Raw genomic sequence first — 19,144 nt, forward strand, 5'->3', positions numbered from 1 at the left:
TGAATCAAGCCATTCCTATTGCTATAATCATCATAGATAGGTGTGCCGAAATAGTAGGAGTGATGAAGATGACAACACGATCAAAGCAGGAAAGGGTGCGCAATTTCTCGATTATTGCCCATATAGACCATGGGAAATCGACGCTTGCTGACCGTATTCTGGAAAAAACGAATGCTCTAACACAAAGAGAGATGAAAGAGCAGTTCTTAGATGCAATGGATTTAGAAAGAGAACGAGGTATTACAATTAAGCTAAACGCTGTCCAGCTTAGTTACACAGCGAATGATCAACAAGACTACACGTTTCATTTAATTGATACACCAGGGCATGTGGATTTTACATATGAGGTGTCCCGAAGTCTTGCAGCTTGCGAAGGGGCGATCCTTGTTGTAGATGCTGCTCAAGGGATTGAAGCGCAAACCTTAGCAAATGTTTATTTAGCTTTAGAAAACGATTTAGAAATCATCCCTGTTATTAATAAAATCGATCTACCTGGAGCTGATCCAGAGCGAATTAAACAGGAAATTGAAGATGTAATTGGAATTGATGCTTCTGACGCAATTCTAGCCTCTGCCAAAGAAGGGGTTGGCATTGATGAAATACTTGAACGTATTGTTTCAGACATTCCGGCGCCAGAGGGTAACCCTGAGGATCCTTTAAAAGCACTTATCTTTGATTCTTTATATGATTCTTACCGAGGGGTAGTCGCTTATACGTGTGTCCGTGAAGGATCTGTCAAAGTCGGCGATCAAATAAAGATGATGGCTACTGAAAAAGTATTTGAAGTAAACGAAGTAGGCGTGTTCAGGCCAACACCTACGCCGCTAAAAGAGTTGAATGTGGGTGATGTTGGATATTTAACAGCTTCGATTAAGAACATTGGTGATTCTCGTGTCGGTGATACCATTACTCAAGCGAACCGCCCGGCCTCAGATCCGCTGCCGGGTTACAAAAAAATGAACCCGATGGTGTTCTGCGGGCTTTATCCGGTAGATGCGAGTAATTATAATGACTTAAGAGATGCTTTAGAAAGGTTAGAATTGAATGATTCCTCTTTGCAGTTTGAGCCGGAAACTTCTCAAGCCTTAGGATTTGGTTTTAGATGTGGTTTTCTTGGAATGCTGCACATGGAGATTATTCAAGAAAGAATCGAACGTGAGTATAAGATCGATTTAATTACGACAGCTCCAAGCGTTATTTATTCAGTTAAACTTACAGATGGCAGTGACTTAGAAGTTGATAACCCTTCGATGATGCCGGATAACCAAAAGGTGGAAGAAGTTCAAGAACCTTTTGTAAAAGCGACCATTATGGTACCAAACGATTACGTGGGTCCAGTAATGGAAATTTGCCAGCGAAAGCGCGGTAATTTTATGGATATGCAATACCTGGACGACAATCGTGTCAACATCATCTATGAAATTCCTCTTTCTGAAATTGTTTATGATTTCTTTGATTCGTTAAAATCACAAACAAAAGGATACGCGTCATTCGACTATGAGCTTGTGGGATACCGTACATCTAATCTAGTTAAGATGGATATCCTGCTAAATGGTGATACGATTGATGCCTTATCATTTATCGTTCACCGTGATTTTGCTTATGAAAGAGGAAAAATCATTGCAGAAAAACTTAAAAAGCTAATCCCTAGGCAGCAATTTGAAGTGCCAGTGCAGGCAGCCATCGGTAATAAGATTGTAGCTCGAACAACAATAAAAGCTATGCGTAAAAATGTACTTTCTAAATGTTACGGGGGAGACATTTCCCGTAAGCGTAAATTGCTTGAGAAGCAAAAAGAAGGTAAAAAGCGTATGAAGATGGTAGGGTCAGTAGAAGTACCGCAGGAAGCGTTTATGTCCGTATTAGAAATTGACGATGATTAATATATGTAAGGTTAAGGACCGCAGGGGCATTACTCTTGCGGTTTTCCTTATGAAAGGTTGTGCAACATGAATATTTCTTCAGCATATATCCACATTCCATTTTGTCAGCAGATTTGTCATTACTGTGATTTCACGAAATTCTTTTATAATGAACGGCTTGCCGATGAGTATTTAGAAGCGTTAGAGAAAGAAATCCATACGTATGTTCCTTTAGAAAAAGCAGAGGTTCAAACGATATTCGTAGGCGGAGGTACACCTACGGCTTTAAATGCTCAACAATTGGAGAAGTTGTTGAAAATGATTGATGAACACTTTGATATTTCTCTATGTGTGGAGTATACCTTTGAAGCGAACCCCGGTGATTTAGATTTAGAAAAAGTGAAGCTGTTAAAAGCTTATGGAGTTAATCGTATTTCTCTTGGGGTTCAGGTTTTCGACGATGCTATGTTAGAAAAGATAGGAAGAGTTCACCGAGTAAAAGATGTATATACGAACGTTGACCGCTTAATTAACGAGGGTTTAACAAACGTTAGCATCGATTTAATGTATGCATTGCCTGGACAGTCAGTAAAAGATTTTGAGGCAACTATAGATGAAGCTCTGCAGTTTGATCTTCCTCATTATTCTTCTTATTCATTGCAAATAGAACCTAAGACGATTTTTTATCAACGTTACAAAAAGGGGAAACTTATTAAGCCTCCAGAGGAAGATGAAGCTGAAATGTACGAGCTCCTTCAAGCAAAATTAGCTGCTCACGGGGTCAACCAATACGAAATTAGTAATTTTGCTAAGCCCGGTTATGAGAGTCAGCACAATTTGACATACTGGAATAATGAGCATTATTTCGGAATAGGTGCAGGTGCTCACGGCTATCTGCCGGGAATACGTACGATTAATATTCGCCCGCTGCCAGCTTATGTAAAGCAGGCTATGGCTAATGGAAGACCTATTTTGCACGAAGAGTCTGTAGGTGTGAAAGAACAAATGGAGGAAGAAATGTTTCTTGGCCTAAGAAAAGTGGAAGGTGTATCTACTGGACGCTTTGAAGAAAAATACGGATGTACGATTGAAAGTGTATTTAAAAATGCTGTTCCACATTTGAAGCAAAGAGGATTATTAAAAGAAGGAAATGGAAATGTGTTTCTTACAGAACGCGGCAGACTGTTAGGAAATGAAGTCTTTCAGGAATTTCTATTAGAACGATAAAAAACGAAGTATATCCATTGACAACGTATAGGCCTTTTGATAATTTATTATTAGATTTAGCACTCACTTAAATCGAGTGCTAACAGGGGTGGTTATCGATGTTAACGGATAGGCAGTTATTAATTCTGCAAGTCATAATTGATGAGTTTATCCTGACTGCACAACCTGTAGGTTCAAGGTCATTGTCAAAGAAGGACGAAATCACTCACAGTTCTGCTACAATTAGAAACGAAATGGCAGACTTAGAAGAAATGGGATTTTTAGAAAAAACTCACTCTTCATCAGGACGTGTTCCTTCTGAGAAAGGTTATCGCTTTTATGTCGATCATTTGCTATCACCTCTTCGGTTATCTAACCAAGAGTTGAGGACGATTAAGCAAGCATTCAATGACCGAAGAATGGAATTTGAAAGAGTCGTTCAAAAGTCTGCCGGCATTTTATCAGAACTTACAAATTACACTTCCATTATTCTCGGTCCAGAAGTGTTTGAGACAAAATTAAAGCAGCTGCAAATTGTCCCCCTAAATGATCAATCAGCTATAGCCATTTTAGTCACAGATACAGGACATGTGGAGCACAGAGCCTTTAATGTACCTTTTGAAATGGATCAGTCTCAGTTAGAAAAAATGGTGAACATCTTAAATGATCGTTTAAGAGGAATTCCTCTTGTTCACCTTTATGAAAAGCTGCAGTCAGAGATCTTTGATTTAATAAAATCTCATACTGATCAGCATGAACACGCCTTTACGTATTTGCAAGCCGCTTTACTAGATGATCACCAGACGAAATTATATGTTGGGGGAAAAACGAACATCTTAAGGCAGCCGGAATTTAAAGATTTAGATAAAGTTCGTTCCTTATATGCCATTATTGAAAGAGAGAATGAAATGGCCGATCTTTTAAGGTCAGGTGAAAAAGGTGTCCATGTCCGAATTGGTCATGAAAACCCATTTGATGCTATGCAAAACTGCAGTTTAATTACTGCAAGTTATACGCTAGGGAACGAACAAGTGGGTACGATTGCTTTATTAGGTCCAACAAGAATGGAATATAACCGCGTTGTTTCACTTTTAAATGTGTTATCTAAGCAAATGACAGATACATTCCGAGCGTGGTATTAGTTTAGCTGCGTAGTGGAGAAGGAATAACAGATGGGGAAGTAAGATATCCCATCGCTTCTTTTTGTCTATTGCTTTTTTAAGAATATAAATTCATGTTATAGTCATAACGGTGAAAGGGAACCAAGGAGGTGTACGTCATGGAAGAAAAAAAGCAAGAAGAAGTATCAGAACAAGAAATTATTGATCAACCGAATGAAGATGAAACTACTGAAAATAGCCAGGCTGAAGTAGTCGAAGAAGATAGTGAACTGGATCAACTTCGTGAAGAAAAAGAAGAAATCCACAATCGCCTCCTTCGTCTTCAGGCTGATTATGATAACTTCCGTCGCCGCACTCAAAAAGAGAAAGAGGCCGATCGGAAATATAAAGCTCAATCTTTAGTTGAAGAGCTCATTCCTGTATTAGACAATTTTGAGAGAGCTTTACAAGTTGAAGTAGATGGAGAATCTGCTCAAAATTTTGCTAGTGGGATGAAAATGGTTTATGACCAGTTCCAAGCTGCTCTTGATAAAGAGGGTGTGGAAGAAATTCCAGCTCAAGGCGAAGTATTCGATCCTCACTTGCACCAAGCAGTTATGCAAGTGGAAGATGATAACTATGAATCCAATGTAGTTGTTGAACAGCTTCAAAAAGGGTATCGATTAAACGATCGTGTTATTCGCCCGGCAATGGTAAAAGTAAATCAATAATGAATTGAGATTTAAATAATGTAGAGGAGGATAAGATTTATGAGTAAGATCATTGGAATTGACTTAGGAACAACAAACTCTTGTGTAGCAGTTATGGAAGGTGGAGAAGCGAAGGTTATCCCTAACCCGGAAGGTAACCGTACGACTCCTTCAGCTGTAGCGTTTAAAAACGGGGAGCGCCAGGTTGGTGAAGTAGCTAAGCGTCAGGCGATCACAAACCCTAATACAATCCTTTCTATTAAGCGTTACATGGGAACTGACCACAAAGTAGAAGTGGAAGGCAAGGAGTATACTCCACAAGAAGTATCAGCCATTATCCTTCAATATATCAAAGGGTACGCTGAAGATTATCTTGGTGAAACAGTAGAAAAAGCAGTAGTTACAGTACCAGCTTACTTTAATGATGCGGAACGTCAGGCAACTAAAGATGCAGGTAAAATTGCAGGACTAGAAGTAGAACGTATTATTAACGAGCCAACTGCTGCTGCTCTTGCCTATGGTATTGATAAAGAAGATCAAGACCAAACGATTCTTGTTTACGACCTTGGTGGCGGTACGTTTGACGTATCTATTCTAGACATCGGCGATGGCACTTTTGAAGTTGTGGCTACAGCAGGTGATAACCGTCTTGGTGGTGATGATTTTGACGAAGTCATTATCGATCACATGGTAGCTGAATTTAAGAAGGAAAATGGAATTGATCTTTCACAAGATAAAATGGCTAAACAGCGCTTGAAAGATGCAGCTGAGAAGGCGAAAAAAGATCTTTCAGGTGTAGCTCAAACTCAAATTTCTCTTCCATTTATTACAGCGGGAGAAGCAGGTCCGCTTCACTTAGAAATGACGCTGACACGTGCTAAATTTGAAGAGTTGGCATCTGACCTAATTGAGCGTTCTATGAAGCCTACACGTCAAGCAATTAAAGATGCTGGATTAAGCTCTAATGAAATTCACAAGGTTATTCTTGTTGGTGGATCTACTCGTATTCCTGCTGTACAAGAAGCGATTAAGAAAGAAGTAGGGAAAGAACCTTCTAAAGGCGTAAACCCAGATGAAGTAGTAGCATTAGGTGCTTCTATCCAAGGTGGAGTCCTTCAAGGTGATGTTAAAGATGTTGTTCTTCTAGACGTTACACCACTTTCTCTTGGTATCGAAACAATGGGCGGTGTAACAACGAAGTTAATTGAGCGTAATACAACGATCCCAACTAGTCATTCGCAAGTGTTCTCTACAGCTGCTGACAACCAAACGGCTGTTGACATTCATGTCCTTCAAGGGGAGCGTGAAATGGCTCAAGACAACAAAACGCTTGGCCGTTTCCAATTAACGGATATCCCGCCAGCACCTCGTGGTGTACCTCAAATCGAAGTAAGCTTCGATATTGATGCGAATGGTATCGTTAATGTACGTGCGAAAGATATGGGTACGAATAAAGAGCAGTCTATTACTATTAAGTCATCATCTGGTCTTTCTGACGATGAAGTAGAAGAAATGGTTCGTCAGGCTGAAGAAAATGCTGAAGAAGATAAGAAGAAGCGTGAAGCGATTGAACTTCGCAACGAAGCTGACCAGCTTGTCTTCACTACAGATAAAACGATCAAGGATTTAGGTGATCAAGTATCTGATGAAGAGAAAGAAAAAGCTGAATCAGCAAAAGAAGAATTGAAAACTGCTTTAGAAGGGGAAGATCTTGAAGTTATTAAAGAGAAGAAAGAAGCTCTTCAAGAACAAGTTCAGAACCTTTCCGTTAAACTTTATGAACAAGCTCAACAACAAGCTGAAGCTGCTCAAGGCGAGCAAGGAAATGCTGAAGACGATGTTGTAGATGCAGATTATGAAGAAGTTAACGAGGATGAAAACAAAAAGTAATGGATTGAAATGAAAAAGTCAAAGTCAGGATCATCTTGACTTTGACTTTTTTCAGGTCCAGACCATTCTGTACAACTCTCTAAATAGTTGCTTGAACGTAAGAGAGAGTGTTAATATAAACCTTATGCAATAGTGTCCGGGAGAGTGATCGACAAGTGAGTAAACGAGATTATTACGAAGTGCTGGGTGTATCTAAGGATGCTTCTAAGGATGAAATTAAAAAAGCATACCGAAAATTAGCACGTAAATACCACCCAGATGTTAGTGAAGAAGAAAACGCATCAGAGAAGTTTAAAGAAGCTAAAGAAGCTTATGAAACGCTAAGCGATCAGCAAAAGCGTGCTCAGTATGATCAATTTGGCCATGCAGGCCCTCAAGGTCAAGGTTTCGGCGGCTTTGGTGGCGGAGGAGAAGACTTCGGCGGTTTTGGAGACATCTTTGATATGTTCTTCGGAGGCGGAGGCCGCAGAAGAGATCCTAATGCCCCAAGAAAAGGTGCAGACCTCCAATATTCCATGACGCTTCAGTTTGAAGAGGCGATTTTTGGTAAAAGCACGGACGTTGAGATTCCTACAGAAGAAACATGTGATACATGTGATGGTTCAGGGGCTAAGCCAGGAACCTCACCAGAAACTTGTTCTCATTGCCAGGGAAGCGGTCAAATTAATCAAGAGCAAAACACCCCATTTGGTCGAGTCGTGAACCGACGAGTCTGCCATTACTGTCAAGGAAGCGGTCAAATCGTTAAAGACAAGTGTAATACTTGCGGAGGAGATGGCCGAGTAACGAACCGTAAGAAAATTCACATCGACATTCCAGCTGGTATTGAAGAAGGGCAGCAAATTCGGGTACCTGGAAAAGGGGAAGCCGGAGTAAATGGTGGACCGGCTGGCGACTTATTTGTTGTCATTCGTGTACAGCCACATGAATTCTTCGAACGTGAGGGAGATCATATCTTTTGTGAAATCCCCCTAACCTTTGCTCAGGCAGCTCTCGGTGATGAAATTGAAGTGCCGACAGTTCACGGGAAAGTGAAACTAAAAATCCCTGGTGGAACGCAAACGGGGAAAACCTTCCGCTTAAAAGAGAAAGGGTCTCCGAACGTACATGGAAGAGGACATGGAGATCAACATGTAAAAATCCGTGTGATTACACCAAAAAATCTTACGGATCGACAGAAAGAATTAATTCGAGAATTTAATGAAATTAGTGGGAATGAAGCCACTGAAGAACAGCATGGTACCTTCTTTGAGAGAATGAAGCGTGCGTTTAAAGGTGATTGATCACAACTAAGAGTGTCTAGCAGTTATCATTGTACGGGATTGCCCGGAGCCTTGAGTGCTAGGCACTTTCTTTTTAATACTTAATCATATGAAAAGTGAGTTGATCCGATAATGAAGTGGTCAGAAATTTGTATACACACTACGAATGAAGCGATTGAACCAGTATCTAATATTTTGCACGAGGCTGGAGCGAGCGGGGTAGTTATTGAGGACCCTCGAGACATGATTAAAGAAGAGACTGCTTTAGGGGAAATCTACGAGTTGAACCCACAAGATTATCCTGAAGAAGGTGTGTATGTAAAGGCTTATCTGCAAATGAATAGCTTCCTTGGAGAAACGGTTGATTCTATAAAACAGTCAGTGACCAATTTGAAAATGTATGATATTGATATTGGGAACAATGCCGTTACTTTAAATGAAATTCACGAAGAAGATTGGGCAACGGCCTGGAAGAAATATTATAAACCTGTAAAGATCTCTGAACGGATTACTATCATCCCGACATGGGAAGAGTACGAGCCAGTGTCCAGCGATGAGCTTATTATTGAGATGGATCCTGGAATGGCGTTCGGTACAGGGACTCATCCTACGACTGTTTTAAGTATGCAGGCATTAGAGCAATATTTAAGTCCTGATGACCTTGTATTGGATGTCGGTGCTGGATCGGGCATATTAAGCGTGGCTTCTGTTCTTTTAGGTGCGAAACATGTTCATGCCTTTGATTTAGATGAAGTAGCTGTTAAAAGCACGAATAATAATGCTGAATTAAACCAAGTACAAAACCAAATCACATCCAAGAAAAACGACTTGCTCAAGGATGTATCGGTCGAACCTGATTTAATCGTGTCAAACATATTAGCAGAGATCATTATTAAGTTCGTAGATGATGCTTATCGTCTGTTGAAAAAAGATGGTTACTTTATTACTTCCGGCATTATTTCAGGGAAAAAAGAATTAGTTTTAGATCGTTTGAAGCAAGCAGGATTTGAAATTATAGAAACGAACAAAATGGAAGACTGGGTGTCAATTATCGCTAAGAAATAAGGTGTGATGTTATGCAAAGGTATTTTGTGGAGTCCTTAAATTGGGATCAATCTCACGTATACATTAATAGTGACGACGTTCATCATATTGTGAATGTTATGCGTATGGTGGAAGGAAATAAACTAATCTGTGTCCACCCCAATGAAGGAGCAGCTGTCTGCTCTATTTTACAAATTGAGGGGTCAGAGCAAGTGGTTTGTAAAATAGAAGAATGGATCACACAAGATATTGAACTTCCTGTTAAAGTAACGGTTGTCCAAAGCCTTGGTAAAGGCGATAAAGTAGAACAAGTGGTACAAAAAGGCACGGAACTCGGAGCTGATTCTTTTATCCCTTTTCAAGCTGACCGATCAGTTGCTAAGTGGGATGCGAAGAAATCAGATAAAAAGATTCATCGGCTTGAAAAGATTGCGAAAGAAGCAAGTGAGCAATCTGAGCGTACCTCTATACCTTCGGTGAAGAAATTAATGAAGATTAATGAGATTGTCAGCTTAGAGGGCTATGATTACAAGATTCTAGCGTATGAAGGGGAAGCAAGAAACGGTTATTCAGAAACAATCAAAATAATTTTTGGAAAAGTGAAGCCCGGGGATTCAATTATTGTTGTATTTGGTCCTGAAGGGGGATTCTCGGACAAGGAAGTGGAAACTTTTCTTCAATCAGGCTTTCAATCCATTCGCTTAGGCCCCCGAATACTAAGAATGGAAACAGCACCCCTTTATTTTCTATCAGCTCTTTCTTATCAACTTGAAGAATAATCAGTAATAACCCACTGCGTATTCATGCGGTGGGTTATTAGAATAAAGCTCATTTGTTATGGTAACCCTTTCATAATGATTCGCTTTTTAGTCATAATCGTGCTATGATACAATAGATGTACGTACAACCAGCCGAAAGGAAGATTAAATATGGAACAAAATTTAGCGAAACTCATCGACCATACACAATTAAAACCTGATACAACGAAAGACAAAATCGAGCAAATTTGTATAGAGGCACGTGACAACAATTTTATGTCTGTGTGTGTAAACCCTCACTGGGTGAGCTACTGTAATGAGTTGCTAGAAGGTACAGATGTTAAAGTTTGTACAGTGATCGGGTTTCCATTAGGAGCAACTACTACCGAAACAAAAGTATTTGAAACTCGCCAAGCCATCGAAAATGGGGCTACTGAAGTAGATATGGTAATTAATGTGGGTGAATTAAAATCTGGTCGTACCGACTTTGTTCTTCAAGATATTCAAGCTGTTGTTAATGAGGCAGAAGGAAAGGCTCTTGTTAAAGTTATTATTGAAACTTCCTTGCTTTCTGAAGAAGAAAAAGTTACCGCTTCTCAGCTGACTAAAGATGGGGGAGCTGATTTTGTTAAGACTTCAACTGGCTTCTCTGGTGGTGGAGCAACAGTTGAAGATATTAGTCTAATGCGAAAAACTGTGGGACCGAACTTAGGCGTTAAAGCTTCTGGCGGGGTAAGAGATTATGATGGTGCAAAAGCCGTAATTGAGGCTGGTGCGACACGTATTGGAGCTAGTGCTGGAATTGCAATCATTAATGGAGAGCAAGGTTCCTCTGATTATTAAAAACAGATGTTTTTCGAAAAAAGTTGACCATACCCTTCCAATATAATATAATTGTCGAAGGTATGAGTGGTGACACTCATACAAGCAGAGAAACAGTTTTTTTGCTTCGGAGGGAGGGAAATAGCATGTCAAAAACAACTCGCGTTCGTAAAAACGAGTCACTTGAAGATGCTCTTCGTCGCTTCAAGCGCGATGTATCAAAAAGCGGTGCATTAGCTGAATATCGTAAGCGTGAATACTACGATAAGCCTAGCGTACGCCGTAAGAAAAAGTCTGAGGCCGCTAGAAAGCGCAAGTGATCTAAAGAGGGTGCAAATAGATGTCTATTACTGAACGTCTAAACCAAGATATGAAAACAGCGATGAAGGCTAGAGACAAAAAGACTCTATCTGTTATTCGCATGGTGAAAGCTTCTATGCAAAATGAAGCGATTAAACTAGGTAAAAATGAACTATCTGAAGAAGAAGAACTTACAGTTTTATCTCGCGAGGTAAAACAGCGTAAAGATTCCCTCCACGAGTTTAAAGAAGCTGGACGCGAAGATCTTGTAGAAGAGCTTAATCAAGAAATTGAGATTTTACAAGTATACATGCCTCAACAGCTATCTGACCAAGAACTTGATCAGGTTGTTCAGGAAACCATTCAAGAAGTAGGAGCCTCATCTAAAGCCGATATGGGCAGAGTGATGAGTGCCGTGATGCCTAAAGTTAAAGGTAAAGCGGATGGTTCTAAAGTGAATCAACTCGTACTTAAGCAATTATCTTAATTGTAGGAAAGTCTCCCTTAAGTTAAGGGAGACTTTTTTAATTTTTATGAAACTTATTTTATAATAAATACGTATAGATACTATTCAACGGATAAGATAGAATGAGGGGGTGATGGGATTGTTCAGATCAATTCGACTGTTAACGTATTGGGCAAGCGCTTTACTTGCTGTGTTTCTATGTTTTGTTCAGGTTTCTTCATTCGTTCAAGCGGATGGTGAGGGAGACCAGGTTTACGTGATCCCCGTAGAAAGTACAGTGGAGCGAGGAATGACAGCTTTTCTAGAGCGCACAACTAGTGAAGCGATTGAAAACGGGGCTGATCATATCATATTTGAGATCGATACACCTGGCGGAAGAGTAGATGCTGCTGGTGCGATCGGTGAGCTGTTACAAGATTTAGATGTTCCGAATACAGCGTACATTACAAGCCAAGCGTATTCAGCGGGTTCATATATCGCGTTAAATGCAGATCAAATTTATATGAAGCAGCAAGCAACTATAGGCGCATCAGGTGTCATTAACTCTGATGGTACAGCTGCTGATAAGAAAGCTCAATCTGCTTGGATATCTTCTATGGTAGCTGCTGCAGAATCAAACGATAGAGATCCGTTATATGCGAGAGCGATGGCTGACAGTTCTGTGGACTTACCAGAATATGGAGCCCCGGAGGGAGAGTTTTTAACGCTCGGCCCTAATCAGGCTGAGGAAGTCGGCTACGCAGAAGGTATTGTGCAAGATCGTGTCGAATTACTTAGTGAACTAGGATTATCAGAAGCGAAAGTAGTGGAGAATAATCCAACGCCTGCGGAGAATTTTGCTCGATTTCTTACGGATCCAGTCGTTATCCCTATTCTACTATCAGTGGCCAGTATCGGCTTAGTCGTTGAATTGTATTCGCCTGGCTTCGGTATACCCGGAACAATGGGGGCTATATCTTTAGTACTGTTTTTCTACGGGCACATTGTTGCTGGACTCGCAGGGTATGAAGCGATTATTTTGCTCATACTAGGCATAGGGTTAATCATTGCAGAGTTTTTTGTATCCAGTGGTATACTCGGAATTGCTGGTGTGGTGGCTATTGTTACTTCCTTAATGCTTTCGTCGGCTGATATGGGACAAATGGCAATGAGCATAGGAATTGCATTAATTGTAACCATTGCAGTTTCCATCATTTTATTTAAAACAATCGGCTTAGAAAGAGGGTTCTTTAAACGGGTGATATTAAGCGATGCTACTTCCACTGAAAAGGGATATGTATCTTCTGTCACACGCCTCGAGTTGATTGGTTTACATGGAGAAACAATTACTCCACTTCGTCCAGCAGGCACTGCGGTGTTTGATAACGAAAGGTTAGACGTAGTTTCTGAAGGAAGTTTTATAGGAGCTAATCAGCCTGTTGTTATTGTAAAAACAGAAGGATCAAGAATTGTTGTGAGAGCACAAAACAAACTAGAGGAGGAATAAGAGATGACGATTCAAGAATTGATGCCTATCATCATCGTTGGGATTATCATTATTGTATTAGCGGTATTATTCACGTTTATACCAGTCATGCTATGGATTAGCGCCTTAGCTGCTGGAGTTAAAATCAGTATCTTCACACTAATTGGAATGAGATTAAGAAGGGTCATTCCTTCCAGAGTTATTAACCCTCTGATTAAAGCTCATAAAGCGGGTGTAAATGTAGACACGAACCAATTAGAGAGCCACTACTTAGCAGGAGGTAACGTAGACCGCGTAGTGAATGCTCTGATTGCTGCCCAGCGTGCCAATATAGAGTTAAGCTTTGAACGTGCTGCTGCTATTGATTTAGCGGGACGTGACGTGTTAGAAGCTGTACAAATGAGTGTAAATCCTAAAGTAATTGAAACTCCTTTTATTGCCGGTGTAGCGATGGACGGTATCGAAGTGAAAGCAAAAGCTCGTATAACTGTTCGTGCAAACATTGATCGATTAGTCGGTGGTGCTGGAGAAGATACGGTTATTGCTCGTGTAGGTGAGGGTATTGTATCAACTATCGGTTCTAGTACGAATCATAATAAGGTGCTTGAAAATCCTGATATGATTTCTCAAAATGTATTAGGTAAAGGTTTAGATGCAGGAACAGCTTTTGAGATATTATCCATTGATATTGCTGATATAGACATTGGTAAAAACATTGGAGCAATCCTACAAACTGACCAAGCTGAAGCAGATAAAAACATTGCTCAAGCGAAAGCGGAAGAACGTCGTGCAATGGCGATTGCTCAAGAGCAGGAAATGCGTGCACGTGTTCAAGAAATGCAGGCTAAAGTTGTGGAAGCTGAAGCTGAAGTACCACAAGCTCTTGCTGAAGCCCTTCGCTCAGGTAAAATGGGTGTCATGGACTACATGAACTACCAAAACATTAATGCAGATACAGACATGAGAAAGACATTAGGCGACCTATCAGAAGATAAGGAGAATGACGATCAATAATTTTCCTCATGACATAAAGGAGAATTGCTATGAATGAGCTATTTGAATTAATCTTTAGCAACTTCTTAATTGTGGCGGCTATTATTGGGGGATTAATAAGCTGGTTCTCAGGTATGAACAAGGAAGATTCTGAGAAACAGGATCGTGCTCCTAAACAACCTAAGCCTACTCGAACTCCTTCTGGTCCGATGCAGCAAAAACCGGTGAGAGAGAGAATGGATAAGGCGAAGGATGTTCAACGCCAGTCAAGAGAGGTTGCTCAAGATACCAAGGGACGTATAGAAGATTATTATGAGCAGAAACAAAAGCGCCTTGATGAGATGGCAGACTATCAAGGAGAACGAGCTCAAGAATCATTGACGTTTGATGAGAAAGATTTAAATAAAAATAAAATGGAAGTATTTGTTCAAGAAGAATCAAATACGAAAAAAACGCCTTTAAAGTATTCGACGAAGTTTAATCGAAATCGCCTTGCTGAAGGAATTGTTATGTCAGAAATTTTAGGGCAGCCTCGAGCTTATAAGCCGCATAGCTCTCATCCGAGAAAAAGATAAAGAAACGCACGAATTGTTGTGATACAATTCGTGCGTTTTTCGTATGTATAAGGGAGGGGGGATCGGCATGTCAAAATGGCAAAATCAATTACGCAATTGGGTGAGTCAGTATTTTGACCTGCCAGCTGATGTAATGCTAGACCTTCCAAGGATCACTACGATTGGATCTCTACACGCCTACGTAGAAAATTGCACAGGGCTGCTTCACTTTTCTGATCAAGAAGTAAGGATTCAATACCGCAGGGGCGAGCTATCTATTAAAGGAAAAGATTTAAGAATTAAGATGATGTTAAAGGAAGAGTTATTGCTGGAGGGTGAACTGCAGTCCATTGATTTTAAAGAGTTGAAGGAGGGAGGGGTGGAATGAGGAAAGGACAACTTGCAGTTTTACAAGGGAAATTAATCATTACCGCCGAAGGACAAGTCTTAGAAGCTTTTATGCACGCTTGTGTAAAACAAGGTTGTACCTTATCTAACATCAAATACTTAAGCGATAAAAAGGTTCAAATGGCGGTTTTATTGCAGGACTGGCCAAAGATAAGAAAACTAAGGAAGCATTATCGATGCAAAATAAAAATCATTTCTAAAAAAGGAGCTCCCTTTTTCTATAAGCGTCTAATTAGCAGAAAAGCGTTTGTCACCGCTTTAATTATTGGTTTTATGGCTGCTTTTTTATTGGCGAATACGTTATGGTCTATAAAGATCACTGGCCTTGATCCTGAGTTGGAAGCGGAAGTAGAGTCTAAATTAAGAACGTACGGAATACAACCAGGGTCGACAACATTTTCGATGAAACCACCTCGGGAAGTTCAGCGTTTGCTGTTGGAGGATATACCAGAATTACTGTGGGTTGGAGTGAAGAAGCAGGGGACAAGTTATCAATTATATGGTGTGGAGCAAACAAACTATGATGAAGCAGAAGAACCACGACCTTCCAACATTGTAGCTTCGAAAAAAGGGTTAATTACAAAGATGTTTATTTCCAAAGGACGTCCATTAGTCGAAGTGAATGATGTGGTTAAAAAAGGAACTTTACTAGCTACTGGTGAGCTAAAGGAAGACAGTGGAAAGTTTATTGAATCAGAGGGAGAAGTCATTGCGGAAACTTGGTACCGTGTCGAAATTGATCGGCCAAAAGAACAGAACTGGGGTTTAACAGATGGGGAATCATCCCAGTCATTCTCTTTAGTATTTGCTGATGTTTCAATTCCCATATGGGGTTTTTGGAGAAAGAATGAAAATAATGTAAGAAAGGAAAGCTATGACCATAGATTTAAGTTATTTGGGTGGGAATTTCCTGTTCAATTAAAACAAACAACTACATTTACAAATGAAAACAAACTTCAATCTTTATCTGAAGAAGAATCGATAAAAGATACCTTGAGAACAGCGAAGCAATCCCTTCTATTGCAACTTGAGGAAAACGCTAAAATTACAGAGGAAAAAATTTTGCACGAGAGTGAGGACCGTGGTAAAGTAAAATTAATCCTATTAGTGAAAGTTGAAGAAAATATAGCAGAAACCAAGTATGTTTCCCAAGGAGATTGAGTATGCAAGGAGAACTGAAAACAATAGATATACAATTAAATAATCCAACTGAAGCGTTGTCTTTATTTGGAACAGAAGACCGCCATTTAAAACGTATTGAAGAACAGTTGAAAGTGACGATTATTTCTAGAGGCGAACAAGTGAACGTTTCGGGTGAAGCTGAACATGTAAAGCTTGTAGAAGCAATCCTATTAGCTGTACTAGCATTAATTAGAAAAGGTTTATCTATTACTGAGCGAGATGTTGTGTACGCTGTTGAGTTAGCTAAAAAAGGGAAAATTAATCAATTTGAAGCTCTCTTCGAAGACGAAATTACAAAAAACGCCAAAGGTAAATCAGTTCGAGTAAAAACACTCGGCCAACGTAGTTACGTCGCGGCTATTAAAAATAATGATCTTGTATTTGGTATTGGTCCTGCCGGAACTGGTAAAACGTACTTAGCTGTTGTAATGGCTGTAAATGCATTGAAAAATGGTGAAGTCAAACGTATTATTTTAACACGTCCTGCTGTAGAGGCTGGAGAAAGCCTTGGATTCCTCCCAGGCGATCTAAAAGAAAAAGTAGATCCTTACCTGCGCCCTCTTTATGACTCTCTACATGATGTTTTCGGTGCAGAGCATACCGCACGTCTCATTGATCGAGGGACAATTGAGATCGCACCTCTTGCCTATATGAGAGGACGCACGTTAGATGATGCATTTGCTATTTTAGATGAAGCACAGAATACCACACCTGAACAAATGAAAATGTTCTTAACGAGATTAGGTTTTGGATCAAAAATGATTATAACTGGTGATATTACTCAAGTTGACTTGCCAAAAGGAGTTACTTCTGGACTTAAAGTGGCTGAAGATAAGCTTAGTCATGTGAAAGGGTCAGCATTTATTCATCTAGATCAGACCGATGTCGTCCGTCATCCCCTTGTTCAAAGAGTCATTGACGCTTATGAACAAAACTAAGGCCCGAAGAAGGGCCTTTATTATTATCATGTTTTGGAATAAAATGTAAGGTGGGTGAGTGAGCTGTTTAAGTATTTAAAATTTAAAAGAAATCGTTTTAAAAAGAAAAGCGGGAACGGCTTCAAGTTAGTGTCCGCAGCTTTTGTTCTTGCGTTATTTTTCTTTTTACTAGCTTCAACGAATGTACATACAGAAACTTATAATCTTGAGAAGTTTAGTGTAGCGAATGAGACCATCCACTCACCCATCACAATTGAGAACGAAAAAAACACAGAGCAAAGAATAAGGGAAGCCACTCAAGCTGTAGAAGATCTCTATCAGATCTCTCCTACGATTACGGAAGAAAGGCTTGGGTATATTACGGAAGTTTTTGAGGCAATAGAGGAAGTTAATTTGTCAGAAGGCCGTTCATCTGATGAAAAGCTGGATCAATTGAATGCTTTGCTTTCAGATAATATAACGAATGAATTACCTACCGAAATATTTCGTCCGTTTGTTCAAGCCTCTGAGGATGAACTGCAACAGAGTGAGGAAGTTCTTTTTGGATCGTTACAATCTTATTTTAATGAAGGCATACGCACAACAGACTTAGAGGATAAGGAGCAGACACTTCAGTTAAAAATACGTTATTCGTCTATTCCAGATCGTTTAAAAGAACAAGTAACTGAGCTTGGTAATTTTGCTTTAGTAGAGAATGCTTTTTTTGACGCAGAAGCTACGGATGAAGCTCGTAAAGAAGCAGTTTCTCAAGTTCAGCCTGATATGATCCAGGCTGGAGAGGTCATTGTGGCAGAGGGTGTGACCATAACTAGCGACATTTATGAGGAACTAGAAATCACAGGTCTTTTAAATGAAGAAAGAAATGTGATGCCTTATTTAGGATTGGCTATCTTTTCTTTACTGCTGGGTGCTGTTCTCTATTATCACTTTCGTAAGATGATGAAAGAAGAGTCTCTAACCTATCGACACATATTTGTAGTCGTTCTCATTTCGGTCATTCTTATGAGTCTAATGAAAGGCGTCAGCGTCATTTCCTTATCAAATGAATCGCTCTATTACGTCATGCCTGCAGCTATGGGAGCACTTTTAATAAAACTGCTTTGCAGCGAAAAATTTGCTTTATTAATGAGCGTTGTGTTCGCCTTAATGGCTACGGTTTTGTTTAACGGGGAAGTAGCTAGTACATTAAATGCCCATGCTGGAATCTATGTATTGCTCTCGCAATTTGCGGGAATATTTTTCTTATGGAATACAAGTGACCGCCTATTTATTGCAAAAACGGGGATCGGCATAGCTATAGTTAATTGTATGGTGTTAAGTTTTACAGTATTCCTTTCTTTTGAGAAGTATACGTGGACGGATTGGATAACATTTTCAGGGTATGGGATATTAAGTGCCCTGTTATCTGTGATCTTAACGTTTGGCTTACTGCCTCTGATTGAATCCACATTTGATATTCTTTCTGACAATAAACTGCTGGCGTTATCAAATCCCAATCATAAGCTTCTTAGAAAAATTTTAATGGAGGCTCCTGGCACCTATCATCATAGTGTCATGGTAGCGAATATAAGTGAATCTGCTTGTGAAGCTATAGGTGCAAGAGGCTTACTTGCCAGAGTTGCTGCTTATTATCATGACTTGGGTAAGACGGTTAGGCCCCACTATTTTATAGAAAACCAAATGGGGGTGAAAAACCCTCATGATTTTCTAAAACCTGAAGAAAGTGCTACGATAATAATCAGCCATCCATATGATGGTGCTACGTTATTAAGTGAAGAAAAACTCCCTAAAGAAATCATTGACATTGCTAAACAGCACCACGGAACGACATTGTTAAAGTATTTTTATTATCAGGCTAAGGATAAAGATCCGAATGTAAATGAAATGAAATTCCGTTATCCCGGCCCAAAACCTCAGTCTAAAGAAGCGGCTATCGTATGTATTTGCGATTCTGTAGAAGCAGCCGTCCGGTCCCTTGATCACCCTACCCAGGAGAAGATAAAGAACATCGTACAATCTATTATTGAAGACCGAATGTTAGATGGACAATTAAATGATTGCCATTTAACCTTTAACGAATTATCGAAGGTAGAGAATGCAATTTGTGAAACGCTTCAAGGGATTTTCCATTCGCGTATCAAATACCCACATCAGGATGAAGCCGTAAAGGAGGCAAAATAACAT

18 protein-coding genes are annotated in these 19,144 nt (G+C 39.9%); all 18 read left to right on the forward strand.

Going from position 1 to position 19,144, the window contains the following annotated elements; translation table 11 throughout:
* Positions 1-68 precede the first annotated feature (68 nt).
* On the forward strand, positions 69-1,883 hold the full coding sequence (lepA, locus tag IEV27_RS01265) for a translation elongation factor 4 (RefSeq protein WP_188375646.1): 1,815 nt from the start codon (positions 69-71) through the stop codon (positions 1,881-1,883).
* A 66-nt stretch (positions 1,884-1,949) separates the two neighbouring features.
* Entirely contained in the window at positions 1,950-3,089 is a 1,140-nt protein-coding gene (gene hemW / locus IEV27_RS01270) for a radical SAM family heme chaperone HemW (protein WP_188375647.1), read from the forward strand.
* Positions 3,090-3,187: 98 nt separating this feature from the next.
* Positions 3,188-4,210: a heat-inducible transcriptional repressor HrcA gene (hrcA, locus tag IEV27_RS01275; RefSeq protein WP_188375648.1), complete on the forward strand. Its 1,023-nt coding sequence runs from the start codon at positions 3,188-3,190 to the stop codon at positions 4,208-4,210.
* A gap of 137 nt (positions 4,211-4,347) precedes the next feature.
* Positions 4,348-4,899 carry a nucleotide exchange factor GrpE gene (grpE, locus tag IEV27_RS01280; protein WP_188375649.1) on the forward strand — a complete coding sequence of 184 codons (552 nt, stop codon included), beginning with the start codon at positions 4,348-4,350 and terminating at the stop codon, positions 4,897-4,899.
* Positions 4,900-4,938: 39 nt separating this feature from the next.
* Entirely contained in the window at positions 4,939-6,768 is a 1,830-nt protein-coding gene (gene dnaK / locus IEV27_RS01285) for a molecular chaperone DnaK (RefSeq protein ID WP_188375650.1), read from the forward strand.
* Positions 6,769-6,923: 155 nt separating this feature from the next.
* The gene (gene dnaJ, locus IEV27_RS01290) at positions 6,924-8,051 is read left to right on the forward strand and encodes a molecular chaperone DnaJ (protein WP_188375651.1); all 1,128 of its coding nucleotides are present in this window, start codon (positions 6,924-6,926) and stop codon (positions 8,049-8,051) included.
* A 111-nt stretch (positions 8,052-8,162) separates the two neighbouring features.
* The gene (gene prmA / locus IEV27_RS01295) at positions 8,163-9,095 is read left to right on the forward strand and encodes a 50S ribosomal protein L11 methyltransferase (protein WP_188375652.1); all 933 of its coding nucleotides are present in this window, start codon (positions 8,163-8,165) and stop codon (positions 9,093-9,095) included.
* A gap of 11 nt (positions 9,096-9,106) precedes the next feature.
* Positions 9,107-9,853, forward strand: coding sequence for a 16S rRNA (uracil(1498)-N(3))-methyltransferase (locus IEV27_RS01300; RefSeq protein WP_188375653.1), 747 nt, complete (start codon positions 9,107-9,109; stop codon positions 9,851-9,853).
* A gap of 150 nt (positions 9,854-10,003) precedes the next feature.
* Entirely contained in the window at positions 10,004-10,675 is a 672-nt protein-coding gene (deoC, locus tag IEV27_RS01305) for a deoxyribose-phosphate aldolase (protein ID WP_188375654.1), read from the forward strand.
* Between the two features lie 125 nt (positions 10,676-10,800).
* Positions 10,801-10,974 carry a 30S ribosomal protein S21 gene (gene rpsU / locus IEV27_RS01310; protein ID WP_082233792.1) on the forward strand — a complete coding sequence of 58 codons (174 nt, stop codon included), beginning with the start codon at positions 10,801-10,803 and terminating at the stop codon, positions 10,972-10,974.
* Between the two features lie 20 nt (positions 10,975-10,994).
* On the forward strand, positions 10,995-11,441 hold the full coding sequence (locus tag IEV27_RS01315) for a GatB/YqeY domain-containing protein (RefSeq protein ID WP_188375655.1): 447 nt from the start codon (positions 10,995-10,997) through the stop codon (positions 11,439-11,441).
* A 169-nt stretch (positions 11,442-11,610) separates the two neighbouring features.
* Positions 11,611-12,906, forward strand: coding sequence for an NfeD family protein (locus tag IEV27_RS01320; RefSeq protein ID WP_229734894.1), 1,296 nt, complete (start codon positions 11,611-11,613; stop codon positions 12,904-12,906).
* A 3-nt stretch (positions 12,907-12,909) separates the two neighbouring features.
* On the forward strand, positions 12,910-13,899 hold the full coding sequence (gene floA, locus IEV27_RS01325; RefSeq protein ID WP_188375657.1) for a flotillin-like protein FloA: 990 nt from the start codon (positions 12,910-12,912) through the stop codon (positions 13,897-13,899).
* 29 nt (positions 13,900-13,928) lie between these two features.
* Positions 13,929-14,453: a YqfB family membrane protein gene (locus IEV27_RS01330; RefSeq protein WP_188375658.1), complete on the forward strand. Its 525-nt coding sequence runs from the start codon at positions 13,929-13,931 to the stop codon at positions 14,451-14,453.
* A 67-nt stretch (positions 14,454-14,520) separates the two neighbouring features.
* Entirely contained in the window at positions 14,521-14,820 is a 300-nt protein-coding gene (gene yqfC, locus IEV27_RS01335) for a sporulation protein YqfC (RefSeq protein WP_188375659.1), read from the forward strand.
* Complete coding sequence (gene yqfD / locus IEV27_RS01340; RefSeq protein ID WP_188375660.1) at positions 14,817-16,001, forward strand: sporulation protein YqfD; 1,185 nt, start codon at positions 14,817-14,819, stop codon at positions 15,999-16,001. Before yqfC ends, yqfD begins: the two co-directional genes overlap by 4 nt.
* 2 nt (positions 16,002-16,003) lie before the next feature.
* Complete coding sequence (locus IEV27_RS01345; RefSeq protein ID WP_188375661.1) at positions 16,004-16,960, forward strand: PhoH family protein; 957 nt, start codon at positions 16,004-16,006, stop codon at positions 16,958-16,960.
* Between the two features lie 54 nt (positions 16,961-17,014).
* Positions 17,015-19,141 (forward strand): HD family phosphohydrolase, encoded by a 2,127-nt coding sequence (locus IEV27_RS01350; RefSeq protein ID WP_229734788.1) that lies wholly within the window; start codon positions 17,015-17,017, stop codon positions 19,139-19,141.
* Positions 19,142-19,144: the final 3 nt, after the last annotated feature.

The sequence above is a fragment of the Halobacillus andaensis genome, from assembly GCF_014636475.1.
GTDB classification, from domain to species: domain Bacteria; phylum Bacillota; class Bacilli; order Bacillales; family Halobacillaceae; genus Halobacillus_A; species Halobacillus_A andaensis.